The organism is Halosubterraneus shenae (genome assembly GCF_050510935.1).
Taxonomy (GTDB): domain Archaea; phylum Halobacteriota; class Halobacteria; order Halobacteriales; family Haloferacaceae; genus JBDGPU01.
Genome location: NZ_JBNLVO010000005.1, coordinates 60,241 through 84,733, shown reverse-complemented (window position 1 = coordinate 84,733; position 24,493 = coordinate 60,241). Strand labels below are relative to the sequence as shown.

General features: G+C 67.2%; 22 protein-coding genes and 1 pseudogene. 9 read left to right on the top strand and 14 right to left on the bottom strand.

Annotation, left to right across the window (positions count from 1 at the left end; all coding sequences use genetic code 11):
- Nucleotides 1–291 precede the first annotated feature (291 nt).
- Together ACQE3M_RS11950 and ACQE3M_RS11945 are read right to left on the bottom strand one after the other, a co-directional pair.
- A complete protein-coding gene (locus tag ACQE3M_RS11950) occupies nt 292–495 on the bottom strand; it encodes a DUF5800 family protein (RefSeq protein ID WP_430505851.1) in 204 nt (67 codons plus the stop codon).
- 33 nt (nt 496–528) lie between these two features.
- A complete protein-coding gene (locus ACQE3M_RS11945; protein WP_430505850.1) occupies nt 529–1,740 on the bottom strand; it encodes a lycopene cyclase domain-containing protein in 1,212 nt (403 codons plus the stop codon).
- A gap of 134 nt (nt 1,741–1,874) precedes the next feature.
- Here ACQE3M_RS11945 and ACQE3M_RS11940 point away from each other — a divergent pair.
- From ACQE3M_RS11940 to ACQE3M_RS11930, 3 genes and pseudogenes are all read left to right on the top strand, one after another.
- Nucleotides 1,875–2,726, top strand: a pseudogene (locus tag ACQE3M_RS11940) (polymer-forming cytoskeletal protein); the annotation flags it as partial.
- Between the two features lie 95 nt (nt 2,727–2,821).
- Nucleotides 2,822–3,193 (top strand): hypothetical protein, encoded by a 372-nt coding sequence (locus ACQE3M_RS11935; RefSeq protein ID WP_430505849.1) that lies wholly within the window; start codon nt 2,822–2,824, stop codon nt 3,191–3,193.
- Between the two features lie 215 nt (nt 3,194–3,408).
- Entirely contained in the window at nt 3,409–4,359 is a 951-nt protein-coding gene (locus tag ACQE3M_RS11930; protein WP_430505848.1) for a beta propeller repeat protein, read from the top strand.
- 93 nt (nt 4,360–4,452) lie between these two features.
- Here ACQE3M_RS11930 and ACQE3M_RS11925 read toward each other — a convergent pair whose 3' ends face one another.
- The gene (locus tag ACQE3M_RS11925) at nt 4,453–5,214 is read right to left on the bottom strand and encodes a ribonuclease H-like domain-containing protein (RefSeq protein WP_430505847.1); all 762 of its coding nucleotides are present in this window, start codon (nt 5,212–5,214) and stop codon (nt 4,453–4,455) included.
- Nucleotides 5,215–5,392: 178 nt separating this feature from the next.
- Here ACQE3M_RS11925 and ACQE3M_RS11920 point away from each other — a divergent pair, with 178 nt between their 5' ends.
- A complete protein-coding gene (locus ACQE3M_RS11920) occupies nt 5,393–6,076 on the top strand; it encodes an SOS response-associated peptidase (RefSeq protein ID WP_430505846.1) in 684 nt (227 codons plus the stop codon).
- A 75-nt stretch (nt 6,077–6,151) separates the two neighbouring features.
- Here the strand turns inward: ACQE3M_RS11920 and ACQE3M_RS11915 are convergent, their stop codons facing one another.
- Both ACQE3M_RS11915 and ACQE3M_RS11910 read right to left on the bottom strand, forming a co-directional pair.
- Nucleotides 6,152–7,078: a cation diffusion facilitator family transporter gene (locus ACQE3M_RS11915; RefSeq protein ID WP_430505845.1), complete on the bottom strand. Its 927-nt coding sequence runs from the start codon at nt 7,076–7,078 to the stop codon at nt 6,152–6,154.
- Nucleotides 7,079–7,199: 121 nt separating this feature from the next.
- Nucleotides 7,200–8,897 carry a thiamine pyrophosphate-binding protein gene (locus ACQE3M_RS11910; RefSeq protein WP_430505844.1) on the bottom strand — a complete coding sequence of 566 codons (1,698 nt, stop codon included), beginning with the start codon at nt 8,895–8,897 and terminating at the stop codon, nt 7,200–7,202.
- A gap of 1,383 nt (nt 8,898–10,280) precedes the next feature.
- Here ACQE3M_RS11910 and ACQE3M_RS11905 point away from each other — a divergent pair.
- The 5 genes from ACQE3M_RS11905 to ACQE3M_RS11885 all read left to right on the top strand — a co-directional run bounded on the left by ACQE3M_RS11905 (nt 10,281) and on the right by ACQE3M_RS11885 (nt 14,294).
- Entirely contained in the window at nt 10,281–10,682 is a 402-nt protein-coding gene (locus tag ACQE3M_RS11905; RefSeq protein WP_430505843.1) for a DUF5805 domain-containing protein, read from the top strand.
- Nucleotides 10,675–11,682, top strand: a complete 1,008-nt coding sequence (locus ACQE3M_RS11900) for a tyrosine-type recombinase/integrase (RefSeq protein ID WP_430505842.1) — start codon at nt 10,675–10,677, stop codon at nt 11,680–11,682. Before ACQE3M_RS11905 ends, ACQE3M_RS11900 begins: the two co-directional genes overlap by 8 nt.
- Nucleotides 11,683–12,028: 346 nt before the next feature.
- Nucleotides 12,029–12,811 carry an SDR family NAD(P)-dependent oxidoreductase gene (locus tag ACQE3M_RS11895; RefSeq protein WP_430505841.1) on the top strand — a complete coding sequence of 261 codons (783 nt, stop codon included), beginning with the start codon at nt 12,029–12,031 and terminating at the stop codon, nt 12,809–12,811.
- A gap of 113 nt (nt 12,812–12,924) precedes the next feature.
- Nucleotides 12,925–13,329 (top strand): MaoC family dehydratase, encoded by a 405-nt coding sequence (locus tag ACQE3M_RS11890; protein WP_430505840.1) that lies wholly within the window; start codon nt 12,925–12,927, stop codon nt 13,327–13,329.
- 71 nt (nt 13,330–13,400) lie between these two features.
- Nucleotides 13,401–14,294, top strand: a complete 894-nt coding sequence (locus ACQE3M_RS11885) for a DMT family transporter (protein WP_430505838.1) — start codon at nt 13,401–13,403, stop codon at nt 14,292–14,294.
- A gap of 99 nt (nt 14,295–14,393) precedes the next feature.
- Here ACQE3M_RS11885 and ACQE3M_RS11880 read toward each other — a convergent pair whose 3' ends face one another.
- From ACQE3M_RS11880 to ACQE3M_RS11840, 9 genes are all read right to left on the bottom strand, one after another.
- Nucleotides 14,394–15,416 carry a 3-oxoacyl-ACP synthase gene (locus ACQE3M_RS11880; protein ID WP_430505837.1) on the bottom strand — a complete coding sequence of 341 codons (1,023 nt, stop codon included), beginning with the start codon at nt 15,414–15,416 and terminating at the stop codon, nt 14,394–14,396.
- A gap of 139 nt (nt 15,417–15,555) precedes the next feature.
- Nucleotides 15,556–16,914: a branched-chain amino acid ABC transporter permease gene (locus tag ACQE3M_RS11875; RefSeq protein ID WP_430505836.1), complete on the bottom strand. Its 1,359-nt coding sequence runs from the start codon at nt 16,912–16,914 to the stop codon at nt 15,556–15,558.
- Nucleotides 16,915–16,996: 82 nt separating this feature from the next.
- Complete coding sequence (locus ACQE3M_RS11870) at nt 16,997–17,974, bottom strand: branched-chain amino acid ABC transporter permease (protein ID WP_430506137.1); 978 nt, start codon at nt 17,972–17,974, stop codon at nt 16,997–16,999.
- 41 nt (nt 17,975–18,015) lie between these two features.
- Nucleotides 18,016–18,714, bottom strand: a complete 699-nt coding sequence (locus tag ACQE3M_RS11865) for an ABC transporter ATP-binding protein (protein ID WP_430505835.1) — start codon at nt 18,712–18,714, stop codon at nt 18,016–18,018.
- Nucleotides 18,711–19,721 carry an ABC transporter ATP-binding protein gene (locus ACQE3M_RS11860; protein ID WP_430505834.1) on the bottom strand — a complete coding sequence of 337 codons (1,011 nt, stop codon included), beginning with the start codon at nt 19,719–19,721 and terminating at the stop codon, nt 18,711–18,713. The genes ACQE3M_RS11865 and ACQE3M_RS11860 overlap by 4 nt, the downstream gene beginning before the upstream one ends.
- On the bottom strand, nt 19,722–21,128 hold the full coding sequence (locus tag ACQE3M_RS11855; RefSeq protein WP_430505833.1) for an ABC transporter substrate-binding protein: 1,407 nt from the start codon (nt 21,126–21,128) through the stop codon (nt 19,722–19,724).
- 153 nt (nt 21,129–21,281) lie between these two features.
- Nucleotides 21,282–21,983 carry a helix-turn-helix domain-containing protein gene (locus ACQE3M_RS11850; RefSeq protein ID WP_430505832.1) on the bottom strand — a complete coding sequence of 234 codons (702 nt, stop codon included), beginning with the start codon at nt 21,981–21,983 and terminating at the stop codon, nt 21,282–21,284.
- Nucleotides 21,984–22,100: 117 nt separating this feature from the next.
- Nucleotides 22,101–23,675, bottom strand: a complete 1,575-nt coding sequence (locus ACQE3M_RS11845; RefSeq protein ID WP_430505831.1) for an AMP-binding protein — start codon at nt 23,673–23,675, stop codon at nt 22,101–22,103.
- Nucleotides 23,668–24,474, bottom strand: coding sequence for an alpha/beta fold hydrolase (locus ACQE3M_RS11840; protein ID WP_430505830.1), 807 nt, complete (start codon nt 24,472–24,474; stop codon nt 23,668–23,670). The genes ACQE3M_RS11845 and ACQE3M_RS11840 overlap by 8 nt, the downstream gene beginning before the upstream one ends.
- Nucleotides 24,475–24,493: the final 19 nt, after the last annotated feature.

The window sequence follows — 24,493 nt, the reverse complement described above, 5'->3', positions numbered from 1 at the left end:
CGCCGCGAGCGACGCCCGGCCACCACTCCGGGGTGGGACTGAAAGGGGCAGTCGCTGAGCGGGACGCTCTGCGACGTAAGCACCGCAATCCCGGCGAACGAGCGACCGAAGGGAGCGAGGGAGCCGGGTGAGGAGCGCAGCGAGCAGCGCGACCGCTCAGCGACTGGGGCTTTCTAGGCATGCTGAGAGGTGTCGCAGGCGATGATAGCCGATCCTATTTATAAACTCACCCGGTCGACTAAAGGAAAACCGTCGTCAAACCGGATAACCGACGAACCAGTGAAGACCGTATTACGAATGAAGAACGTCGCCAATGCGCCGCGGCTCACCGGAGAGATCCGGTTCCTCCTCGACGATCTGGAGCACCTCGTGGTCCGTCACGTCGGTGTAGGTCTTCTCCGTCGCGTCCTCGATCAGTTCCTTCTCCAGTTTGAACTCCGTGCTGTTGTGGACGACGTCGACGCCGTCCTCCGCGAACGATAGCTGCGTGCTCATACCCGAACTACTGGACCGGCGCTTAAAAAGGGCTCACTCCGCTCCCTTCGCGTGGTCCGGCGACGACGCGCGCTGCGGGGCCGCAGCCGTCTCCGGCCTTCGGATCGTCTCGTGGAGCCCGATCACGAGCGCGGGCACGACGACCATGAACAGGTGCTCCTCGATCGGGATCCCGAACAGGTCGACGCCGGTCCGCGTGACGATCTCGAAGACGCCGACCTCGAGCGTGTACCAGTCCCAGACGTACGCGACGGGATACAGCGCGACGATGGTCCTTGCGGCGTCGCGGACGGCGTCCGCGTAGCGCAGCAGCGCCAGCGCGGCGGCGCCGAAGACGACCTCGGTGGCGAGGTAGGTGTACGGCCCGAGCGCGGTGACGTCTGGCAGCCCGACCGGCGCGAGCGGGCGGTACCAGACGGCGACGATCAGCAGCGCGAGGAAGACGTACGTCCCGCGGACGAGGAGCTTCGTCGCCACCTCGGCCGGCGCGCTGCGGGCGACGAGGACGACGGAGAGGAATACCAGCGCGGCGACCGGGGCAGCCGGCGGGAACAGCCCTGAGACGGCGCCCCAGAGCACGCCCAGGGCGCCGAGCGCCAGCAGTCCCTGTGCCAGCGCGCGTGCCCGGGCCCGCCCAACCAGGACCGCGACGGTCCGCTTGTCGATCGAGCTGTCGTAGTCGTAATCCGTCTCGTCGTCGATGATCTTCACTCCCGAAAGCACAGCGAGGAAGACGCCGGCGAACCCGAGGATCGCCGGCGAGAACGTGCCGGTCTGCACGTAGTACCCGCCGAGCATCACGAGCGCGATACCGACCGGATACCCCATCGTCACGCCGACGACGTTGGTGTCGAGCTGGGGCGCGTGGAGGAACCCGATGGCCCACAGCGGGAGGGTCAGCAGGGCGCCGACCGGGCCGACCAGGAGCCCGAGTGCGACCGTTGCGGCGAGGAAGCCGACGGCGGCGCCGACGAGCGCGAGCCGACAGCCCGCGATCGTCAGCGGATGGTCGTCGTCCTCGCCACGGGCGTGGAAATCGACGTAGCCGTCCTTCACGTGCGCCGTGTACACCGCGAAGAAGGCGGCGAGCATGTGGACCGCGCCGAGAGAGACCTGGAACTCGCCGGCGACGACGGCGCCGAACCAGGAGGCCGCGAGCGGCGGCGTCATGAACACCGGGTGGATCTGCGACGCCAGTGCGCGAAGGGCGGTGGGGATATCGTCGCCGTGGCGGGTAACCGACATGACGTGTGTCAACAGGGAGCAAGCAACCAAAATTCTTGTGCGGGAAACAGGTTCCCCCGTGTGGCGGCCCAGGCGTCAGACGCGCGTCGGATCCTCCCGGACAGTTTATAATCGCCCGTCCGTTTCCTCAGCGTGTGTCTCTCAGGGCCGACCCGATAGACGAGCTCGCGGTGCCGTCGGGAACGACGGTCGAGGAGCACGACCTCGTGACCGACGGGGACGTCCTCGTCGGCGGCCAGTCGACCGTGGAGTTCGGCCTGCGCGGTCGCAACGTCGCGCTCGGCGAGCGCGTCTCGGTCGGCGGCGACATCGAGGCGGACGGCGACTGCCGGCTCGACGTGTGGGCCGACGTCGACGGCAACGTCCTCGTCGGCGACGACGCCTATCTCGGCGAGCGCGTCCACATCGCCGGTCGGCTGATGGTCTCGGGCGACCTCGACGTCGGCGACGACGTGGACATCGAAGAGGGGTTCGAGGCCAACGGCTGGATCGTCATCCGCAACCCCGTGCCGACCATCGTCTTCTACTTCATCGTCCTCTCGCAGCTGCTGCGCGCGGGCGAGCAGGACAAGGCCGACGAGCTTGCGCAAGCGCTCGCGGACGGCGACGACGCGCGGGACCCCCTCATCATCCCTCGCGGGGCCGAGGTGTCCGACGACGCCTGGCGCGTTTCGACCCCCGCGACGATCGGCGACGACTGTCGGATCCACGGGAACGTCCGCGCGGAATCGATCGACGTCGGCGCGCGGAACAACATCTTCGGGTCGCTCCGCGCCCGCGAGGACCTCACCGTCGGGGCCGACACGCAGGTCCACGGCGACGTGACGACCCGGAGCGGGACGGTCGTCGTCGAGGAGGGCGCGCGCGTCCTCGGCGACGTCTCCGCCGGCGACCTGATAATTCACGAGGGCGCCGAGGTCGACGGGACGCTCCGGGCCCGCGGCGAGATGAAGCTGGTCAAATCCGACCCGAGTCGAGAGCCGGAATAAGAGTTCCTGGCGGGAACGTAGAGGGAGACCGGAGCGCCTGCCGTCGGTCGTTTCGGGTGATTTATTTATCCTGCACCAATGCGTCCACCAGTATGGAGGCTGGCGGTCGCTCCGCGTACTGGGACGAGGTCGCCACACTCGTCGAACAGTCGCGCGGCCGCTTCGAGGAGTTCGACCCCGAGACCGGCGACGCGCAGGTACCGATAACGGAGGGCGTCGTCCCGATCGTGGAGCTGTACGTCGAGGTCCGACGCGACGACGTAACGCTGTCACAGGTCGAACGGTCCCTCATCGAGGGCCTGCTGAACGACTGGCTGAACGCGTACGCTCGCGCCCACGACACGAGCTGTCCGGGAGAGTTCTCCGTCCACGACGTCGTCCTCGCCTTTGCGGAGGCCGGATCGCTCGAGGACGCTGTCCACGATCTCACTGTCGACTGGACGCGCCGACCTGGACCGGCGTAATCGGCGACACTCCTGTTACCGTGGCGTCGGTATTCGAACGAGCGACGGCGACTGCGCCACCGACTGCGACGGCGCCACCGACTGCGACAGTCCACGCCCCGACGGACAGTACGGATCCGTCCGCCTACTGGTTGTTTGGCCTATGTTTTCACCCTGATTAGGATTAATCTCGCACAAGATATTTACGTACAAACTTCAGAAATTGGAAACGTAGTATGTCTGGGCAGCGAGTTGGTCGCCGCACGGTCCTGAAGGGGGTCGGCGCGGCCATCGCGACGGGCGGCGTAGCATCGACGGCAACCGCTTCGACCACCGACTGGACCATCGTCGAGACGGCGGTCGACAGCTCCCTCCACGACGTGGTGGCGGCGTCCGCGGGACGCTACGCCGTCGGCAACGGCGGCAACCTCCTCACGCAGGACGGCGACCTGTGGACGATCGTCCGGCAGGGCGGTCCGACGGGCAACGGCAACGACCTCTACGGGGCCGACGTCACGGCCGGCGGCGACCGTGTCTGGTTCGTCGGCGCCAGCGGCGCGATCGGCGAGTACGTCCCCGCGACGGACACGCTGTACGACCACTCCGCGCCGAACGACAACACGAACAACTACAACGGCGTCGCCGTGACCGGCGAGGCCAGTGACGCGAACGTCTACGTCGCCGGCGACTCGGGGAAGATCTACTACAGCTTCGAGAACGGCGAAGCCGGAACCTGGGACTACGTCACCCCCGGCAGCGGCTCCGCGATCAAGGCCATCGACTTCCACGGCCCAAAAAGTGGCCACGCGATCGACACCAACGGGAAGGTGTTCGCCACGGACGACGGCGTCACGTGGAACGCGATCGGCGTCGAGGACGCCAACGTCACCTTCTACGGCGTCGACAGCGACGCCGCGGACGACGTGAAAGTCTCCGGCGGCAACGGCTCCCTCCTCGACTACGCCGACAGCCAGTGGACCGTCGACCAGCTCGGCGACAAAACCTTCACCGACGTCGAGGTGTCGGGCAACGACGGCATCGCGGTCGGCTCCAGCGGGACCGTCCACGAGATCGTCGACGGCGTCCGGGCGTCCCTCGACACGCCGACCGGCGAGAACCTCAACGCCGTGCTCCGTGACGGCACCGACGTCGCCGTCGGGGCGAGCGGCATCGTCATCGAGAAGTAGCCCGCGCCGTCCGGCCGTTTTTCGAGGTTCAGCTTCCTACTTTTGCAGCCAGCACGATAGCCGACGCCACGCCGAGTGAGCCAAAAAGGCCGTTCAGTGTGTCACGACCGGTTCGAACACGTCCTCGTGGAGCGCGCCGCAGACGGTGTCGGCGAGCGCGCGCAGGTTGACGGCGTCCTCGCGGTTGTAGGAGATGAGGGTTTCGAGGGAGTCCTCGTCGCCGCGCTCGTACTCGCGCCAGAGCCGGACCGCGTCGCGGCCGGAGATGTCGGGCCGGTCGCGGTCGATGCCGAGCTCCTGCTCGATCGGTTTGAGCCCGCCCGAGAGCCCGAGTCGCTTGGCGGGGTACATCAGGTCGAGGTGGGGCGTGTCGACGTCGATACCCAGCGACGTCTCCAGGAACGGCACGTCGAAGCGGGCGCCGTTGAACGTCGCCAGCAACTCGGCTTCGGCGAACTGCTCGGCGACGGCCTCGGCGGTCAGGTCCTCGCCCTGGACGAGCGTCCGCGTCTCGCCGTCCTGGTGGAAGCTCACCGTCGTCACCTCGTTGCGGTGCTCGTCGAGCCCGGTCGTCTCGATGTCGAAGAAGCAGGTCTCCGCCCGGAAGTTCTCGTAGAGGCGCCACCGCTCGTTGCTCGGGAAGGTTCGGTCGAAGTAGGCCGCGTTGTCGTCGTCGAGGTGCGTCTTCGCCTCGACGATGAACGTCTCGATGCGGTCCGCCGTCGTCGGCCCGACCCCCGACACGTCCACGCCCGGATCGAACGCGTCCCACTCGGTCACGCCACCCTCCCACAGCCGGCGCTCCGTCCGCTCGCCGACGCCGTCGACGGGGATGAAGCTGTTCTCGATGCGCATACTCACTCCCGGCACTCGGCGCCTTTGAATCCCTCGCTCGGCCGGTTGGAATCGGGTGGCACGTCGGTGCCGCGTCGGTGCTGCGTCGGTGCTGCGTCGGTGTCGCGTCTGTGTAACCTCGGCGCAACCTCGGTGACGGCACGGATTTAATTGCGCCCGTCCCAAAGCACCGCTATCGATGTGCGGGCGCTACTCCCTGTTCACCGGCACCGACGAACTCGAGGCCCGATTCGACGCCGACTTTCGATCCCACGAGCCCACGTACAACTGCGCCCCGGGCGAGGAGCTCCCGGTGATCACGAGCGAGTCTCCCGACGAGGCCCGCCGGCTCGAGTGGGGGCTCACGCCCTCGTGGGCCGACGAACGGCACGGCCACATCAACGCTCGCGCGGAAACCGTCGACGAGAAGCCCGCCTTCGAGGCCGCCTACGAGTCGCACCGCTGTCTCGTACCGGCCGACGGCTTCTACGAATGGGTCGAGCAGGAGGGGAGCAAGCAGCCGTACCGCGTCGCCTTCGAGGACGACCGGCCCTTCGCGATGGCCGGGCTCTACGAGCGCTGGACGCCGCCGACCACCCAGACGGGCCTCGGGGATTTCGGCGGTGGCGCGTCGACCGATGAGGAGCCCGTCGAGAGCTTCACGATCCTCACGACGGAGCCGAACGACCTCGTCGCGGACCTGCACCATCGCATGGCCGTCATCCTCGACCCCGAGACGGAGGAGACCTGGCTCCACGGCACGCCGGAGGAGGCCGCCGAGCTGCTCGAGCCGTATCCCGCAACGGCGATGACCGCCTATCCCGTCTCGACACGGGTGAACGCCGCCGGCAACGACGGTCCCGAGCTGATCGAACCGGTGTAACCCGGCCTGCGACCGGAGGCCAGGCCACGCGACCGTGGCGGAGTTTCTTCAACCGACATGTGGTGTATCGGTCGATCAGTCCGCCGTCTCGCGCTCGTCCGTCCAGTCGTGCTCCTCGCGTGCGTCCTTCCACTCGCCGACGCCGGAGGGGTCGAGATGGACGTGGACGTCACCGACGGACTCGATAGCCCGGAGTCGTTCGACGAGTTCGGTTTCGACGTCGTGGGCCTCCCGGAGCGACATCTCGCCGTCGACCTCGACGTGGCCCTCGACCTCCAGGTCCGTGCCGTCGTAGAAGATGGAGAGGTCGTGGACGCCCTCGACGGCCGGATGCTCCGAGAGCGTCGACTCGATCACCTGGCGGTCCTCGACCGGCGCCGCACTCCCGACGAGGTAGGGCACGTTCTCGCGCCCGATCTCGATCCCCTGGTAGACGACCAGCAGGCTCACGAGCGCGCCCGCGAGCGGATCGAGAACCGGATACTGGAAGAACACGCCGACGACGCCGACGACCGCGGCCAGCGACGTGTAGATGTCGTTCAGACAGTCCGTCGCCAGCGCGGCGAGGGAGGGAGAGTCGAGGTCGGCGTTCACCCGCGTCGTGTACCAGTAGAGCGCGTACATGTCGACGACGGAGAAGGCGATGGCGGCGATCAGCAGCGGGTCGAAGGTCACCTCCGGGCCCCGCAGGATACCGCCGACGGATTCGACGAGGAGATTCACCCCGAGGACGACGATGACCGCGCCGACGAACAGGGCGGTCAGGGGCTCGATGCGCTGATGGCCGTGGGGATGCGTTTCGTCGGGCTCGTCGTAGACGGCGCTCCCCCAGACGAAGACGACGATGCTGGCGACGAGGTCCGCGACCGAGTGGGCCGCGTCGGCGACGAGGGCGACGCTCCCGAAGGTCACGCCCACCGCGCCCTCGACGACGATCTTCACGGCGTTGCCGAGGACGTTGACGCCGGCGGCGCGGCTGAACTGCCGGCCCTCGTCGGTCATGCCTCACCGTCGCCGGTCGCGCCTCTTAAGCGATGTGACGCGCTACGGGAGCCGACTCGACGGCAGCGGCGACGGCAATGACGACGGCAGCGGCGACGGCACCGGTGACGACGACCCGCCCTCACAGCTCGCGGGTCATCCACTCGCTCGCCTGCGGCTCCTGCGGGTCCGTGATCACCTCGACGAGCGCGGGCCCGTCGACGGCCATCGCTCGCTCGACGGCCGGACCGACGGCGTCGCCGTCCGTGACGCGTTCCGCGTCGACGTCCATCCCCTCCGCGATGGCGACGAGGTCGAGCGCGGTATCTGCCCAGCCGTACGTCCCCGGGTCGAAGCCGTACGTCCGGTCCGCCTCCTCGCTGATGATCGCGTAATCGTCGTTGTTGAGCGCGACGACCGTCACGTCGACGTCCTCCGCCGCCAGCGTGTGGAGCTCGTGGATGCACATCATCAGCCCGCCGTCGCCCGCGAGCGCGACGACGTCCTGGTCCGGATTGGCGAGCTTGGCACCGATTGCCGACGGCACGCCGGTACCCATGGTCGCCCACGAGCCCGGATTGACGTACGACTGCGGGCCGAACGCCGCGAACGTGACGAGCGTCCAGAGTCGAAAGCCGCCCGCGTCGGCCGTGACGATCGCCTCCTCGGGAACAGCGTCCCGCACGCGACGGAGCGTCCCCGGCGACGTCAGCGGCTCGTCCCCCTCTCGCGAGTCGAGCAGCCTGTCGATCCGGGCGCGGTCGGCAGCCCGGACGGACCCAGCTCGCTCGCTACCGCTCGCGGCGGAGGGATTTTCGGAAATCGACTCCCGAAGCGCGTCCAGGGTCAGCCTCGCGTCTGCGACCAGCCCGACCGCCGGTTCGTACCCCTCGCCGATGTCGTCGGCGCCGAGGGTCACGTGGACCAGGTCGTCGGGGAGGTCGACCGACCAGTGGCCCGTCGCGACCGCGTCGAGGTCGGAGCCGACGGCGAGGGCGGCGTCCGACCGCGCGAGGAGGTCGCGAAGCTCGGTGCTCGACGCGCCACACAGCACGCCGGCCGAGAGCGGGTGGTCCTCCGGGATCGTCCCCTTTCCCTTATAAGTCGTTACGACCGGGGCGTCCAGTCGCTCCGCGAACGCGACGAGTTCGTCGCTCGCGCCCGCGCGGCGCACGCCCCCGCCGGCGACGATCACCGGTTCGTTCGCGCCCGCCAGCACCTCCGCGGCCTCGCGAACCGCGTCCTCGCCCGGACGCTGCTGCGTGCGCGGGTCGACCGGCGCGACCTCGGCTTGCTCGACCCGCGAGGCGAGGAAGTCCTTCGGGATCCCGACCCGGACGGGACCCTGCGGCTGCTCGCGAGCGGTCCGGATCGCCGCGTCGATCGCCGCAGCCGCGCCCTCGGCGTTCTCGACGAGGATGTTCTCCTTGACGACGTTGTCGTAGGTGTCCGGCGGCGTCTCGTGAATCCCGTCACCGCCGCGGACCTCGTGTTCGGTCTCGACGGCAACGTGGAGGAGTGGGGTCGTGTCGTTGAGGGCGTTCTTCAGCCCGTTCATCGCGTTCATGTCGCCCGGTCCCGGGATCACGACGGTCGCGGCCATCGTGCCCGGCTCGCGGGTTTCGGCGTACCCCCACGCCTGATGCGAGACGGCCGTCTCGTGGCGCGCGACGACGAACCGCGCGCTGGGGCGATCAGCGAGCGCCCGATTCATCGGGAGGGTCTGCTTGCCGGGAATACCGAAGACCGTATCGATCCCGTGGTCCAGCATGCGGTCGACGACCGCTTCGCCAACCGTGGGCGTCGCCGCCGCGGGCACGGAGTCGTCGTCGGTGGTCATGATTCCGGGGTTCGCCGGATTGTCACAAGAACCTGTCGTCACTGCAATCGAACCGAAACGTCGCCGGTTCCGGCTGGCGATTCCCTCGAGTTACTTGGGTCAGATGGCTGTATTCGCTGGCATCTCGATGGATCGATCGGAGGAAGAATTGGTATAGCGAAATAGGATTTATCCGTTTGATCCTGGTCAGTGGAAGAGTCGGATCCAGAGCAACAGAATTTCGGGTGGTCGGATCGGCTTTTAAAATACCCCTCACGGAGAGTCAACGTGTTGGTCCCCGTCGGCTTGTCTGTGACGTCTTCAAAGGTGATCGGATGACGGCGATCCGGTAAGGTGCCGGCGAAGGCGACCACGCAGGCTCCAGAGAGCGACGGTATCCGTCATCGCGCCACAGCGATCGTATCAGATACGGGACGGCGACGTGGAGCGCCTGAACATGGCAGTCAGGCGCTACAATCTGAAGAAACAGCGGGAGCCGAGCTGAAGTTGACCTGCGAACGATATCGTATACAGGTGTTTATCGATGGAACCGAGAACCAGATTCGTTGATTACTGATGTCGAACAAGCCCCCTGGGAGCAGAGAATCGAATGAATTGTCGTGGCCACGGCGGCGACGGTGGACGATCACTGACTCAGCGCTGAGACCCGGGAGAGATTAGATTGACGCCTCTATCCACGCGGTACCCACCGACCCCCGCGCTCGCTCGTGAACGCCGTCCAACAGCGGCGGTTACTTGCCGAGTGACGCTGTTTGCTCCGCGGTCGAGATATGGGTTGTAAACGAGAGTGAATCATTCTGAAAAACGTGGTCAGCACCAGGTTCCGAAACGAGCGCGTCGTGACTACGGACGCCATAATCAATGTTGATGGCTAACGAAGATCGGTACAAGCACAACAAATCGTGGAACGGGAAACCATCAGCTCAATTGACAGTATTGGGCGAGATCTTGGCTAAAATGGAACCGGACTTTACCCGTCTGACCCCTGGGGTACACGCCCGGAGATTGGGCATCCTCTGAGCGCCGATCGACCCTCTGAGTGAGAAATCTCGGCGCGGTCTCGATCGGTACTGCAGGTGTGTCCAAATCGGTCGAACGCGATCCTGTTCTCGAGAGATATCGTCATTGGAATGAACTATCACAAAACTGGTTTATCAATAGATTCGGTATGCCGACTATCGCTGATGATCGCCGATCTCCGGATCACTCGAAATTTCGCACGGATTCTTATCTGTGATCGTGGGACTATTAGTGCGGTTTTAAAGTACTAGAATCACAGTCTAGTGTACAAAATCACCGAAATGAGGGAACTATATCTACAAATAAAGACCCTTATTTGTGGTTGTAGGTAGATTCATAATCCCGGGTCGATATTGCTGGCCCATGAGCGAAGCCGACGATCGGACTGCAGTGAAAACATACGTTCCTCGATATCAAAAGGAGATCTGGGCCGAGCACGCCGACGAACTCGACATGAGCCAGAGCGAGTTCGTCCGGACGATGGTCCAGGCTGGACGGAGCGATTTCGACGTGGACGTCTCGATCGACGAGCCGAGCGAAGATGTCGACGACGCGGACACCGAGACCGCCGAGTCGAGCGGGGACCTGGAGGGTCGCGTCACCAAAGCCCTGCGCCGAGAGGGCTCGCTCGGCTGGGACACGCTCGTCGAGACGCTCACTGCGGACCTCGAGGACGACCTCGAGGCCGCCCTCGAGAACCTGCAGGAGTCGAACGTCGTGCGGTACAGCGGTCGGGACGGGGGGTACGTGATCGTCGATGAGTAGCCAGAGCGCCGTCGAGTACTTCATCGAGGACATCGAGTACCACGGCCGCAACGAGCGAACGGCGGAGTTCTACCGGCGCGTGCTGACGGAGTTCGAATCGTTCGTCGACGAGGAGTTCGGCAAGTCCCCGACGGAGGTCGATTACCGCGACTGCATGGCGTACGTCCACGAGCTGCGGTCGACGAAGGGGGAAAGCACCGTGGCGACGTACGCCTCCTACCTGAACCGGTTTTACACCTATCTCGAAAGCGTCGATCGGCACGACGAGAACCCGATGTCGCTCGTCATCGAGGAGATGGACGAGTCCATCGACACCGACCCACAGCGCCGGGACGTCTCCCTCCCCGAGATGCAGGAGTTCGTCGCCGACATCCGCCATCCCCTTCACCGAGCCATTGTGGTCACGCTGCTCAAGACCGGGATTCGGTCGGGAGAGCTGTGTAACCTCGACCTCAAGGACGTGAACCTCTCGGGCGTGGAAACCGCCAGAGAGCCGCGTCCAGCGCTCTCAGGCCGCCCTGACTCGCTGTACGTGCCGGCCGACCATTCGTACGGCGAGCGGAGCGGCGGCGAGGTGCGGACCGCCTCGAACAAGCGTAAACGGAGCACGACGATACCGATCGACGACGAGCTCCGCCGGATCCTCGTGCAGTGGCTAGCGATCCGCCCGGATCCGGTCTCGGAGACGGAGCCGCTGTTCATGGGCACCGTCGAGAGCTGGGGGGACCGCCTGACGCCGAACGTCGTCCACCACATCGTCGAGGGCCACGCTCGCGACGCCGGCTGGTACCGGACCGGTGGGTCGGCCGAGGAGAACGTGACGCCGCACTACTTCCGGCACTTCTTCACGACGTATCTCCGGGACAGCATCGGGGATCGGGGTATCGTGAAGTACCTCCGGGGCGACGTCGGCGACGACGTCATCGACACGTACACTCACGACTGGGGGAATCGCATCCGCGAAACCTATCTGGACCACATCTACACGGTCACGGAGTAGCTCTCGGTGGCGGGATCGATTCGTATTCTCGCTACGAGAGTAACTGCTGCAACCGGCCACCGATTCTCGGCCTATTCGCGAAGAAATAGTTTAGAAGTTGAGCATTCACGAAGTGATGTTCGTCCAACGCGGACCACATAAACTGCATGTCGCTATACAAAACGTTCGAGAGAGCCTTGCCAGCGCCGGAGAGACGAACTGGCCGTAGAGCCGGCATATATCCCGAATATCGGGTTTCCGGCCCGTACCATTCGAATGCACCTTCGCTACGAGAAGGTCGTCGTAACGCTCCGAGTGCAAGGGTCACGCGGCCAACCTTTTTGAGGCTGTTTCACCCGTTACGACCGTGTCACCGAATACCACGACTTCGCGATTTGCGGGACGAACCGTCCTCGTCACCGGGGCGGCACAGGGGATCGGGCAGGCGACCGCGGAACGCTGTGCGAACGAGGGCGCCACCGTTGTCGTCACCGACGTCGACACGGAGGGCGGCGAGGAGACGGTCGCGACCATCGAAGACGACGGCGGCGACGCAGTTTTCCGAGAGCTCGACGTGACTGACGCCGAGGAGTTCGACGCGGTCGTCCGGGCCGTCGCCGAGCGACACGGGCTCGACGTACTCGTGAACAACGCGGGGATCGCGCACCCGCTCGAGAGCATCGAGGACACGGACGCCGAGACGTTCGACCGGGTCCTCGACGTCAACGTCCGTGGCGTCTGGAACGGGTGCCAGGCTGCGCTTCCGGTTCTGAAAGAGCAGGGCGAGGGCGCGATCGTCAACGTCGCCTCGCTCGGGGGGATGATCGGGCTCCCGCGCCAGGGGGCCTACACGCTCTCGAAGGGGGCCGTCCTCAACTTCACGCGAACCGTGGCGGCGGAGGCCGGCCCGCACGGCGTCCGCGCGAACGCGGTTTGCCCCGGCTTCGTCGAAACGGCGATGGGCGAGTCCTTCTTCGCCGAGGCCGACGACCCGGAGAAGGCCCGCGAGCGCATGGAGCGCCAGTATCCGCTTCGGCGACTCGGCGAGCCCGACGAGGTGGCCGGCTGCATCGCCTTCCTCGCGTCGGAGGATGCGGCGTACGTCAGCGGGCACGGCCTCGTCGTCGACGGCGGTTACTCGATCAGCTAACTGAACGTCGCGGGTGAAGTCGACGACCGGGGAACGCTGCTGGTCGCCGGCGACTCGGAAACGGTTCGAGACTGAACCCCCTGTTTGAACCGTCAGGCAACGAACGGTACCGTATGCCAGTTGCCTCTGTCGGCGACGAGTCGCGCGCGGAGACGGTCCTGTCGGCCGAAGACGTCGACGCCTTCGCCGAGATCACGGGCGACGACAACCCGATCCATCTCGACGAAGCGTATGCGGGCGAGACGATGTTCGGCGGGCGCATCGCACACGGCATCCTGAGCGCGGGGGTGATCAGCGCCGCCATGGCCGACCTCCCCGGCGACGTCATCTACCTTTCGCAGGACCTGCGGTTCGAGAACCCCGTCCAGCTCGGCGACCGCGTCGTCGCCACCGCGACCGTCGAGGAGGAACCTGGCGGCGACCGGATCCGCGTCGAGACGGTCGCTCGCGTCCCCGACCGCGACGAGGTTGCAATCTCGGGGGAAGCCACCGCGCTCTCGACGCCGCACGAGGACTAACTCGGCAGGGAATACCGGCTGACGCCGCCACGTGACGACGTGTTTACAACCGTCCTCGTGAAGTGGGGAATATGGCCGAACACGCGGCGGGCACCGCCGCCGAGCGTGACCACGACCGCGTCGGCGTCCTGCTCGTACTGATCGCCGGCGTCGGCTTCGGCACCCTCGGTATCTTTGGGACCTACGCCCAGGGGGCCGGGCTGTCGATCCCGACGGTGCTCCTCTACCGGTTTTTCGTCGCGACGCTGGCGGTCTGGGGCGTCCTCCTCGCGCAGGGACGACTCCGACCCCTCCGCGGGCGGACGCTGCTCGCGGCCGTCGGACTGGGGTCGCTCGGCTACGCGACGATGAGCGGGCTCTTCTTCCTCGGACTGGAGTACATGACGGCCGGGCTCGTCGCCATCGTCTTTTATACGTACCCCGCGTTCGTCGTCCTGCTCGCGGTCGTCGCCGTCGGCGAGCGCGTCACGCGAACGACGGTGGTTGCCCTCGCGCTCGCGCTCGGCGGCGTCGGCCTCGTCGTCGGCGCCGATCCGGCTGGCGCCTCCCAGACCGGCGTCGCGATCATGATCGCTGCCGCACTGACCTACGCCGTGTACATCACCGTCTCGCGCGCCGTGCTGGAGACCACCGATTCGCTCCTGCTGACGGCTCACGTCCTGCCCGCGGCCGGCCTGACGTTCCTCGTCGGCGGTTCGATCACGAACGATCTGGCCATCCCCGGGACGCCCACGGCCTGGGGCATCCTGGTTGGGGTCGCGCTGCTCGGTACGGCGGTCCCGGTGTTCACGTTCTTCGCCGGCCTGAGCCGGATCGGGGCCAGCCGAACCGGGATCATCAGCACGGCTGAGCCACTCGTCACAGTCGCGCTGGGCGTGATCCTCTTCGCCGAGCCGCTGTCGCTCCCGACCGTCGCCGGCGGCGGACTCATTCTGTCGGCGGTCGTGTTGCTGCAGACGGCGTGACTCGGCGGTTGCCAGCGAGAGATTCCGCCGATCGGCAGCGATATATAAAAGGCGTCGGCAGCGACTTATAAAGGACGCTGCCAGCGACGGGTCGAGTGCCTACTCACGCCAGCGAAGCACCGTCGCCGCCCAGGTGTAGCCGGTGCCGGCCGCCAGGAAGAGCAGGACGTCGTCGGTGGCGATCAGGTCGCGGTCGAGACCCTCCTCGAGCGCGAGCAGCTGGTCGACGCTCTGCACGTGACCGTAGCTGTCGAGGTAGACGCTGTCCGTCTCCGGGTCACAGCCGAGTTCCGATAGGACGCGCTCGTGGAACGACCGCTTCATGTGGGTGATGGCAACGAAATCGACGTCCTCGCGCGTGAGGCCGGAACGGTCCAGCGCGTCGTCCGCGACCTCGAGGAACGACGGCAGCGACACGGGCGCGAGCCGTTCCTTCATCCCCTCCGGATCCGGCACGTCGAGGGTGTGCTCGTTCGCGGCCAGCGTCTCCTCGCTCGGTGGCTTCCGGGAGCCGCCGGCCGGCATGACCACGTCGCGCGAGAAGGAGCCGTCCGTCTTGGCGGCGCTCTCGTGGACGATTGCACGGGCGCCGTCGCCCGGATCCGATTCGAGCACGGCCGCGCTCGCGCCGCTGCCGAAGTTGAACATGAACGATGCGTCGGGGTTGCCGTAGTCGACGAGGTCCTCCTCCCGACTGGCCGATACGAGCAGCGCGGTGTCGACGTGGTCGAGGGCGAGCTGCGCCCGGGCCTGTCGGATCGCGATGGGGGCCCCCGCACAGAGCGTGTAGCTCTCGGTCGCGAAGGCGTTCTCGGCCCCGAGCCGCTCCGCGACGTCGGCGGCCGCGCTCCAGACGTAGTGGTCCTTGTACTCCGATCCGTGATACAGCACCATGTCGACGTCCTCGGGAGCGCGGTCCGCGTCGGCGAGGGCGGCCTCGGCCGCCTTTATCCCCATGTCGGTCACATGGTCGTCGTCCGGTGGAGGGACGTGCTTCTCGACGACGCCCATCTTCTCGATGACGATCTCCTCGGGGATTCCGCTTTGCGCGGCGATCTCCTCGCCGGTAATCCGGTCGTCGGGGACGTAGGTCCCGAAACCGGTGATGCCGACCGTGGTCACGGTAGAATCACCCCGTTCGTCGACGTGGTCGTGTTCGCGCAGCCGTTCGTCGTGGTCACTGTGTCCGCGTGAGTGCGGTACTGCGTTGGTGAACGAGCGTGTGTCATGAGCGTTAATGGAGGAAAGTGGAGGAGCGCGCCTACGGCAGGTAGCGGCGCACCTGGTCGGGAAGCGTTGCGGCGACCGTGCCGCCGAGTCGGTCGCGAAGCGTGCCGACGATCCCCCGCGGGACGAACAGGACGAAGGCGATGAAGATGATCCCGAGGTACAGCGAGGCGCGGCCGTCGACGAGGACGTTCACGACTTCGAGCAGCGTGACCCCGGCGAGGTCGGCGCTCAGCGCCGACTCCGGTAGCGTCTCCCGGAGGTACCGAGCGAGCCCGTGGGATTCCGTCGTCAGGATGCCGCCGACGAACTCGTGGAACAGGTGGCCGTACAGCGGTCCGGCGAGCGTCCCGAAGCCGCCGATAATGGCCGCCAGCAGCGCGTCGGCGGTGACGAACAGATCGTAGGTGTTCTCCGGCGCGACGGACCGCCGGTAACCGGCGAACAGGGCGCCGCCCACGGCCGCGAACGCGCCGCTGATGGCGAACGCACCCATCTTGTACCAGAACGTGTCGTAGCCGATCGCCCGCGCGCGCTCCTCGTTCTCGCGGATGGCGACCATCACGCGGCCGAACGGGGAGTGGATGATCCGCTGCATCGCGAAGTAGCAGAGCAACGCGACGGCGCCGATCAGGTAGTAGGAGAGCTCCGCCGTCCCGATCTCGACGCCGAGCCCCAGCGCGTTCTCGAAGCTGTCGCCGACGAGCCGCCCGATAGCGAACTGGAGGCTGTCGACGAACGGGACGCCGAGTTCGAACCCTTCGGGCGAGGTGACGGCTGCGCCGTCGCGCGGATTCTCGGACACGCGGCCCCAGTTGCGGACGAAGACGTGCGTGACCTCCGCGAAGCCAAGCGTCACCATCGCGAAGTAGACGCCGGTCAGTCGGAACGAAACCGACCCGACCAGCAGCGCCAGCAGGGCCCCGAGCACGGCGGCGGCGACGATGAGGACCATGAACGACGTCCCCGCGCCGACGAGCGGGAGCTTCCCGTTCGCCGCCATGACCACGAAGTACGCGCCGGAGCCGTAGAACATGGCGTGGCCGAAGGAAAGGTAGCCGGTGTACCCCGAGACGAAGTCGAAGCTCATCGCGAACAGGCCGACGTAGAAGACGGCGATCATCGTCCGCAGCGGGGGCAACAGGACGGCGAACTCGTCGCCCAGCGGCGTCGACAGCAGGTAACTGAACACCGCCGGGTAGAGCGCGAACGCGACGACGACGCCGACGTGGACGACGTGGTCGCGCGCGTACTGCTTCGCGTACGCTCCCGGACCCTCGGGGCGGTCCGCGACGGCCTCGCCCGTCGCGTCCGGGTGGGCCTCGCCGCCGTGGCCGGGTGGCGCGTCCGCACCCGGCGTCGCGTCCGCGGATTCGTCGGGTTCAGGCGGCACGTCGTCAGCGACGGACCCCTCGTCCGTCGTCGACTCGGCTCGACTGAACCCGGCGTCGTCCTCCGGGCCGCGGTCGGATGGGCTAATGGCCGCCCACCTCCTCCAGCCCGAACAGTCCCTGCGGGCGGACGACGAGCACCGTGACTAACACGAGGAACATCACCATCTCGGGCAGTCCGGGGAACGCGACGTGGTTCTGGAACACCCACGTCATCACGGCGTCGACGAAGCCGACGAGTACAGCCGCGACGACGGTGCCCTTGAAGCTTCCGAGGCCGCCGATGATGACCACGATGAACGCGATGAGCAGCGTCTCGACCCCAAGCGGGACCGAGGCGCCGTAGCGCGCGTCCCACATCAGCATCACGCCGGCAACGCCCGCGAGGCCGCAACCGACGCCGAAGACGACGGTGAACGCCCGGCGGATGTCGATGCCGAGCGCCTCCGCCATTTCCGAGTCCTCGCTGCCCGCGCGGATGTAGAGTCCGTAGCGCGTCTCCGTGAGGAACAGCCAGATGGCGGCGACGACGACGGCGCCGACGAACACCTCGAACAGCTGTAACCCCCCGGTGGAGACGCCGGCGACCTGGTAGGAGGACGCGAGGAAGTCCGGTTTCGTCCCGATGGCGTCCTGCCACTCGCTGGAGGGCTGCATGCCGCGCAGCTCGATGACGATCCGGGCGACCTCGTCGAGGACGAGGACGAGTCCGAACGTGAGCAGGATCTGGAACAGCGGCGCCCGGTCGTAGACGGGCCGGATCAGCGTCTTCTCCAGCATCGCGCCGCCGAGCGTCATGACGGCGAAGACGGCCGCGACTGCGAGGAAGAACAGGACGAGGCGAGTGATCCCGCCCGTCCCGCTCGTCACCGCGACGACCATCACGACGCCGCCGAGGTGCGCGCCGATCATCGTCAGCGACCCGTGCGCGAAGTTGATGACGCCCATCAGGCCGAAGATGAGGCTAAGGCCGCTGGCGATGAGGACGAACAGCGACGCCTTCGAGAGCCCGTCGAGCACGATTCGCGTGACCGTCGAGATGCTCTCGGTGAGGGCCAGCATCCCGGTTGCGCCCAGCGACGCCGGTGTCGGATCCAGCGGTATCATGCGGAGAGGTACCTCCGGATCGTTTCGTCCTCCTGCGTGACGCCCTCCGTGTCGCCCGAGTCAACGACCGTGCCGTGGTCGATGAGGTAGTACCGATCGGCGAGATCCATCGCCAGCGGGAAGTTCTGTTCGACGAGGAGGATCGTCGTCTCGGTGGACACCGACCGCAGCGCCTCGGCGACGGATTCGACGATCTGTGGCGCAAGCCCTTCGCTGGGCTCGTCGACGAGCAGCAGGTCGTTGTCACCGACGAGCCCGCGGGCGATGGCGACCATCTGCTGCTGGCCGCCCGAGAGGTCGCCGGCGTCCTTCTCGCGGTGGGACTTCAGCTCCGGGAACGTCGAGTAGGCGGTCTCGTACGCCGCCTCGACCATGTCGGGCTCCGGCGTCGCGATCCGGACGTTCTCGTCGACCGTCAGGTGGGAGAACAGCCGACGCTCCTCCGGCACCCAGCCGACGCCGCGGCGGGCGATCTCGTGGGTCTCCTCGCCGGTCACGTCCTCGCCGTGAATCCGCACGGTCCCCTCCCGGGGCGGTGTGAGACCGAGGATCGACCGAATCGTCGTCGTCTTGCCGACGCCGTTGCGGCCGATGAGCGCGACGACCTCGCCCTCGTCGACGTCGAGCGAGACGCCCTGGAGGACGTGGCTCTCCCCGTAGTAGGCGTGGACGTCCTCGATTGAGAGGAGGCTCACGGCGAGTCACCCCCCGGGGAGCCATTGGCGTCGCGGTCCTCAGTGGCGTCGCTTGAGCCAGAGCCAGAGCCAGAGCCGGAGCCGGAGCCACCCGCGGAGGCAACGCGATGCTCGTCGGGATCGTAGCCACCGAGGTACGCTTCCTGCACGCGCTCGTCGTTGCGGATCGCCGCCGGGTCGTCGTCGGCGATGAGCTCGCCCTGGTGGAGGACGGCGATGCGGTCCGAGAGTTCCATCACGACGTCCATGTTGTGCTCGACGAGCAGGACCGCGTGGTCCTCGGCCACGTCGTCGATGAGGCGTTTGACCTCGTCGATCCCGTCTGTCGAGACGCCGGAGGTCGGCTCGTCGAGCAGCAGCACGTCGGGGTCGCCCGCGAGCGCGATGGCGACCTCCAGGTTCCGCTTCTGGCCGTGGCTCAGGTTCTGCGCGACCGTCTCGGCCTGGTCGGCGAGGCCGACGCGGTCGAGAATGGCGTAGGCTTGCTCGGTGTACTCGGTGAACGAGTCCGCGTTGCGCCACACCTTCCAGGAGTCGGTGCCGCCGTGGGCCTGCGCGGCCACGCGGACGTTCTCCAGCACCGTCGACGTGGCGAAAACGTTCGTGATCTGGTAGGATCGATGGAGGCCGGCGAGGGCGGTCTGGTCGGTGTCGTAGTCGGTGACGTCGACCCAGCCGTCGGCCCCCGGAGCGTCGCCGCCGTCGCGTCCGGCGGCGGCGTCGCCACCATCCGCGCCGTCTCCGCCATCGCCGACGGCGCCGCCGTCACCGGCGACCCCGCCATCACCCACGGCACCCGTCCGGCTCGTTCCGGTAGACGGCCGGTACTCGACGGAACCTGCGGTCGGCTCCAGCGCGCCCGTGAGCAGGTTGAAGAACGTCGTCTTGCCGGCGCCGTTCGGCCCGATGAGCGAGCAGCACTCGTCCGGCGCGAGCTCGAAGGAGACGCCGTCGACCGCGGTGAGTCCCCCGAATCGCTTCGTGAGTCCGGTGGTTCTGAGGGCCATTTACAGCGAGCAGTCCACGTCCTCGGCCGGCAGAGTCGTTTCGCTCTTGTCGATCGTCGCCAGCGGCGCGCCCGGCTTGATCGGTGCGCCCCACTCGCCATCTTCGTCAGGCACCGGGTACGAGACCGTCATCGCCGACCGCGCCTGGTTGTTGTACTCCTGGTAGGTGTAGCCGTCCTCGCCTTTCGGCGTCTCGGCGACGGTCATCCCGCGCATCGCGGCGGCGACGTCGGCACCCTCCGTCGAGCCGCTCGCTTCCACCGCCTGGACGATGCCGGACGCAGCCGTGAACGTCCCCGAGGTGAACAGGTCGGGCACCACCCCGTACGTGCTCTTGTAGGTCTCCACGAACGACTCGTTGATCGGGTTGTCGTACTGGTTCCAGTGGTACCGCGTCGTGAACGGCCCGAGCTTGGCGTCGCGGATCTTCTCCTCCGTCAACGGCTCGCCGAGGACGCGCTGGGCGACGCCGCCGATCGCCTTCATGCTGATCTGCGTGCCGAAGCCGCCGAAGAGCCGGAGGCCGTAGTCGCCCTCGAGGCCGGTGCCGAGGAACTGCGGCAGCGTCACCACGGTGAAGCCGCCGATGACCGCGTCGGCGTTCGCTTCCACGGCGTTCTGGTAGAGCCCGTCGAACTCGGAGTAGCCCCGAGGGACGAACTTCTCGCCCACGATCTCGACGCCCTCGCTCTCGAGGACCTTCCGGTAGTTCTCGGCGACGGAGCGACCGAACGTGTAGTCGGCGGCCATGATGTACACGCGTTCGACGTCGGTTTCGCGGGCGACGTAGCGGCCGCCGGAGCGGGCGTCCATCGCCGTGTTCTCGGACGCGCGGAACACGAGCTCCGAGCAGGTCTCGGAGCTGGACGTGATGTCCGTCGCGGCCGCCGGGCCGGCGACGAACGGCGTCTCCGAGGGGAGTGCGACCGTCTCGACGACACGGCGCGCGGACGCCGACGACGCCGTCCCGAAGAGGACGTCGACGCCGACGCTGTCGACCAGATCGGTCGCGACGGACTGGGCCGTGTCCGGCGAGAACTTCGTGTCCTCGATGTGGAGCTCGATGTCCCAGCTCCCGGCGTCGATCGTTTGCGTCCCGGTCGTGCCGGTATCGATCGGGTCCTGGTCGAACTTGTGTGCGAGTCCCGAGAGGAACCCCCACAGCGCTTGCTGACCGTAGTACTGGAGGTCGCCGGTGACGGGCTGCATGACGCCGATGGAGAGCGTCCCCTCGGCGCTGGCGCTCGTCTCCGCCTCGTCGCCCGAGTCGGTCGAGCCGCCGTCGTCGGCGTCGGTAGCAGTTCCCCCGCTGTTTCCGCCCGAACAGCCAGCGAGACCGGCGATCCCGAGCGAACCAGCGGTCGCGGTACCTTTCAGGTATCGTCGTCGTGTGGTGTCGTCCCGCATACCCTATAGCGTGGACGCCATCCCCCAAAGTGGGGCTGGTTAACATGCTAACCTGCTCTGCGGCTTTTGCGGGGATCGCCAGCAGGCACGTGGTTCCCAACAGTGGACTGTCCGGGCGGCTGCCGCAGTCGAGCGTCGCGCTCGAGCGCCCCCCTACTCCATGTTCTCGAGCGCCTCGACGACGCTACGGAGGAGCTTCTTCTCGCCGCGGCGCATGTTCTTCGAGACGGCCGCGGTCGACACGTCGAACTCGTCGGCCAGCGTCGACAGCGTCGCCTCCCGGGGCGAGTCGAAGTAGTTGGCCTCGGCCGCCGTCGTGATGGTGTCTCGCTCGACGTCGGAGAGATCGCGGCAGGCCTCGAGGAGGGTCGCGGCCGCGTCCGCGTTCTGCATGAGATCGTGGAGCTGGTGGAGTTCGAGGTCGCGCTCGTCCTCGACCGTGAACTCGTTGCCCTTCTCCAGGTCGACGAGGGCGTCGTCGACGGTCGTCGCGTCGTCGAAGCCGACCTGCCAGAGCTCGCTGCCGTCTTCGATGTGGAACGGCCCCGTGATGTAGCCGTCGTGCTCGGTGATCGTGGTCATCGCGTTCGTCTGCTCGATGACCGTCCGGATCACGGCCGTGCCGTCCTCCTTCGAGAACAGCCGGTAGTCGTTCATGTTGTCGTGTTCGCGCAGCGCCGTGAGCCCGGCGTCGAGCTCCCAGCGGTCGGGGCTGTCGACGAGCAGCCTGGTTTCGAGCTCCTCGGCGGCGGTGTCGAGCTGCCAGTGCATCGTGGAGAAGGCGACCTCGTGGTCCGCGGACGTGTCGATGAACGGGCAGTCGAACTGCTCCATGTCCATCGTGAGGTCGATCATGGCCGAGGATTCACCCGCACCCACATAATTATTAACCATTATAAATGAATGCGCGTCCGTGGATGAAACCCGGGACACACGGGGGCCGTCGCCCCCGCGGCGGGACCACGCGGTCGGTCATTCGCCCTCGAACCGCTCGTTGATGGCGGCCCGGTCGATCTTCGAGGGCCCGCTCATCGGCATCTCGTCGACGAACGCGAGGCGTTTCGGGATCGCGTACCGGGCGACCCGCGAGGCGAGGTGTGACTCCAGCTCCTCGAGGGTGAGCGACTCGTCGCCCTCGACGACGGCCTTGCCGACGGTGCCCCACTGGTCGTCGTCGACGCCAATGACGACGACCTCGTCCACGGCGGGATGGTCGGCGATGGCGTCCTCGACCTGCGGCGGGTAGACGTTCTCGCCGCCGGAGACGAACATGTTCTTCTTCCGTCCCTCGATGTGGAAGTAGCCGTCCGCGTCGACGCGCGCGAGGTCGCCCGTCGACACCCAGTTTCCGAAGGTCTCCTCGGTCTCCTCGGGGTTGTTCCAGTACCGGTCAGCCGCGTGCGGGCCCGCGAGCTCAAGCTCGCCGATGTCGCCGGGATCGACCGGAGCGCCGTCGTCGTCGACGATGCGGGCGTCGACGTGGAGCGCGGGCATCCCGACGCTGTCCGTCTTCTCCGGCGGGAAGTCGTCGGGCATCGCGAAGTTGTTCGGGCCGCACTCCGTCAGCCCGTACCCCTGCGAGAACTCGACGCCGCGGTCGCGCCACAGCCGGATGACGGCGTCGCGGCACGGGCCGCCACCGCTCTTGACGAACCGGAGCGTGGAGAGGTCCGTCGCGTCCCAGTCGTCGTTGGTCGTCATCATCCGCAGGACGGCGGGCACGCCGACGAGAACGGTCGCGCCCTCGCGCTCGACGTCCCGGAGCACACGGTCGGGGTCGACCTCGGGGCTGATGAGCAGCGTCGCGCCCATGTGGAAGAACGGGACCGTGAGCACGTTCCAGCCGCCGGTGTGGAACATCGGGAACACCATCGGCGTCACGTCGTCCTCGCGGATCCCCCACGCTGTGATGGTGTTAAAGGAGTTCCAGTGGATGGCGCCGTGGCTGATCACCGTCTCCTTCGGCACGCCGGTCGAGCCGCCGGTATGGAGGAACAGGTGCGGGTCCGACAGCGCCACGTCGGGCGTGTCGACCGGGTCGTCGTTGGCAGGAAGCTCGCTCGTGTACGGGACCCACGCGTTGTCCGCGTCGCTCGGGATGGCCCGGACCGTCGGCTCCGCGTCCGCGCGCTCGAGTGCGTCGACGACGTCGCCCCCGAACGGCGTCTCCACGAGCAGGAGCTCGGGGTCGACGTCGCCGAAGACGGCTGCCAGCTCCCGCTCGGCCAGCCGGTGGGACAGCGGCGCGAGTACCGCCCCGAGCTTGCCCGTCGCGAAGAAGAGGTCGACGAGCTCGACCCGGTTCCGGGAGATGACGGCGACGCGGTCGCCCTTGGCGACGCCCTTCTCTTTCAAGAACCGGACCGTGCGGTTCGCCCGCGCGTTCAGGTCCGCGTACGTGTACTCCTCGCCGGCCGCCGTGTCCTTGACGGCGACGCGGTCCGGCGAGAGCCGTGCCCGTCGCTCGGCCAGCGAGCCGACCCAGCCGTACTCCCGGTCCGCGTGGGGATGCGGTCGGAGGTCTTGCACCGTGTCGCCGTCAGACATGGGCCTCCAGGAACTCGCGGACGCGCTCGTTGACCCGCTCGCGCTTTTCGATGAAGAAGAGGTGCGAGCCGCCGTCGACGCGCTCGTACTCGGCGTTCGGCAGGCGGTCGGCCAGGAGGTCGCCGTTCTCGACCGGGAGCACCCGGTCCGCGGTGCCGTGCATGACCAGCGTCGGGAGGCTCAGCTCGTCCAGCCGGTCGCTCACGTCGAACGCCTCCACGGCGGCGGCCTGGGCGTTCCGCCCGGCGTCGGCCGCGTCGCCGGCGAGCCGCCAGTCAAGGATCCGTTCGACGAGGTCGGGTTCCGCCTCGTAGAACCCCTCGGAGGCGGCCGGCTCCATCCGATATTTGAGCGCTTCACGCCGGTTGTACTCGTCCGGCGTCGAGAAGATGTGGTCGAGCACGTCCTCGGGTGTTGGCACGGCTTCCTCGCCGCCCGGGGAGGTACACAGCAGGCCGAGCGCCTCGGCCCGGTCGTACTCGAGGGCGTACTGCATCCCGATCATTCCTCCCATCGAGGCGCCGACGACGGCGGCGGCGTCGGCACCGTGGTGGTCGAGCACCGCCTCCACGTCGTCGGCCATTTCGCCGATCGTGTACGGCCCCTCGGGCGTGTCGGACTTGCCGGTTCCCCGGTTGTCCGGGCGGATCACCTCGTACTCCTCGTGGATGGCGTCGGTCAGCCAGCGCCACATCCAGCGCCCGTAGCCCAGGCCCTCCAGGAGAACGACGGTCGGGGCGTCGCTCGGGCCGTCCACCGAGTAGTGGAGAGAAACGTCGTCGTTGACAGCGCGCGGCATACACGGATCATCCTCGACA

What these genes read in the sequence shown, in the direction of transcription:
- ACQE3M_RS11920 (WP_430505846.1), top strand. Translation starts at nt 5,393, where the DNA reads ATGTGCGGGCGCTACTCCCTGTTCACCGGCACCGACGAACTCGAGGCC.
- ACQE3M_RS11840 (WP_430505830.1), bottom strand. Translation starts at nt 24,474, where the DNA reads ATGCCGCGCGCTGTCAACGACGACGTTTCTCTCCACTACTCGGTGGAC.
- ACQE3M_RS11845 (WP_430505831.1), bottom strand. Translation starts at nt 23,675, where the DNA reads ATGTCTGACGGCGACACGGTGCAAGACCTCCGACCGCATCCCCACGCG.
- ACQE3M_RS11885 (WP_430505838.1), top strand. Translation starts at nt 13,401, where the DNA reads ATGGCCGAACACGCGGCGGGCACCGCCGCCGAGCGTGACCACGACCGC.
- ACQE3M_RS11890 (WP_430505840.1), top strand. Translation starts at nt 12,925, where the DNA reads ATGCCAGTTGCCTCTGTCGGCGACGAGTCGCGCGCGGAGACGGTCCTG.
- ACQE3M_RS11860 (WP_430505834.1), bottom strand. Translation starts at nt 19,721, where the DNA reads ATGGCCCTCAGAACCACCGGACTCACGAAGCGATTCGGGGGACTCACC.
- ACQE3M_RS11910 (WP_430505844.1), bottom strand. Translation starts at nt 8,897, where the DNA reads ATGACCACCGACGACGACTCCGTGCCCGCGGCGGCGACGCCCACGGTT.
- ACQE3M_RS11945 (WP_430505850.1), bottom strand. Translation starts at nt 1,740, where the DNA reads ATGTCGGTTACCCGCCACGGCGACGATATCCCCACCGCCCTTCGCGCA.
- ACQE3M_RS11900 (WP_430505842.1), top strand. Translation starts at nt 10,675, where the DNA reads ATGAGTAGCCAGAGCGCCGTCGAGTACTTCATCGAGGACATCGAGTAC.
- ACQE3M_RS11870 (WP_430506137.1), bottom strand. Translation starts at nt 17,974, where the DNA reads ATGCTGGCCCTCACCGAGAGCATCTCGACGGTCACGCGAATCGTGCTC.
- ACQE3M_RS11925 (WP_430505847.1), bottom strand. Translation starts at nt 5,214, where the DNA reads ATGCGCATCGAGAACAGCTTCATCCCCGTCGACGGCGTCGGCGAGCGG.
- ACQE3M_RS11905 (WP_430505843.1), top strand. Translation starts at nt 10,281, where the DNA reads ATGAGCGAAGCCGACGATCGGACTGCAGTGAAAACATACGTTCCTCGA.
- ACQE3M_RS11855 (WP_430505833.1), bottom strand. Translation starts at nt 21,128, where the DNA reads ATGCGGGACGACACCACACGACGACGATACCTGAAAGGTACCGCGACC.
- ACQE3M_RS11930 (WP_430505848.1), top strand. Translation starts at nt 3,409, where the DNA reads ATGTCTGGGCAGCGAGTTGGTCGCCGCACGGTCCTGAAGGGGGTCGGC.
- ACQE3M_RS11935 (WP_430505849.1), top strand. Translation starts at nt 2,822, where the DNA reads ATGGAGGCTGGCGGTCGCTCCGCGTACTGGGACGAGGTCGCCACACTC.
- ACQE3M_RS11950 (WP_430505851.1), bottom strand. Translation starts at nt 495, where the DNA reads ATGAGCACGCAGCTATCGTTCGCGGAGGACGGCGTCGACGTCGTCCAC.
- ACQE3M_RS11850 (WP_430505832.1), bottom strand. Translation starts at nt 21,983, where the DNA reads ATGATCGACCTCACGATGGACATGGAGCAGTTCGACTGCCCGTTCATC.
- ACQE3M_RS11915 (WP_430505845.1), bottom strand. Translation starts at nt 7,078, where the DNA reads ATGACCGACGAGGGCCGGCAGTTCAGCCGCGCCGCCGGCGTCAACGTC.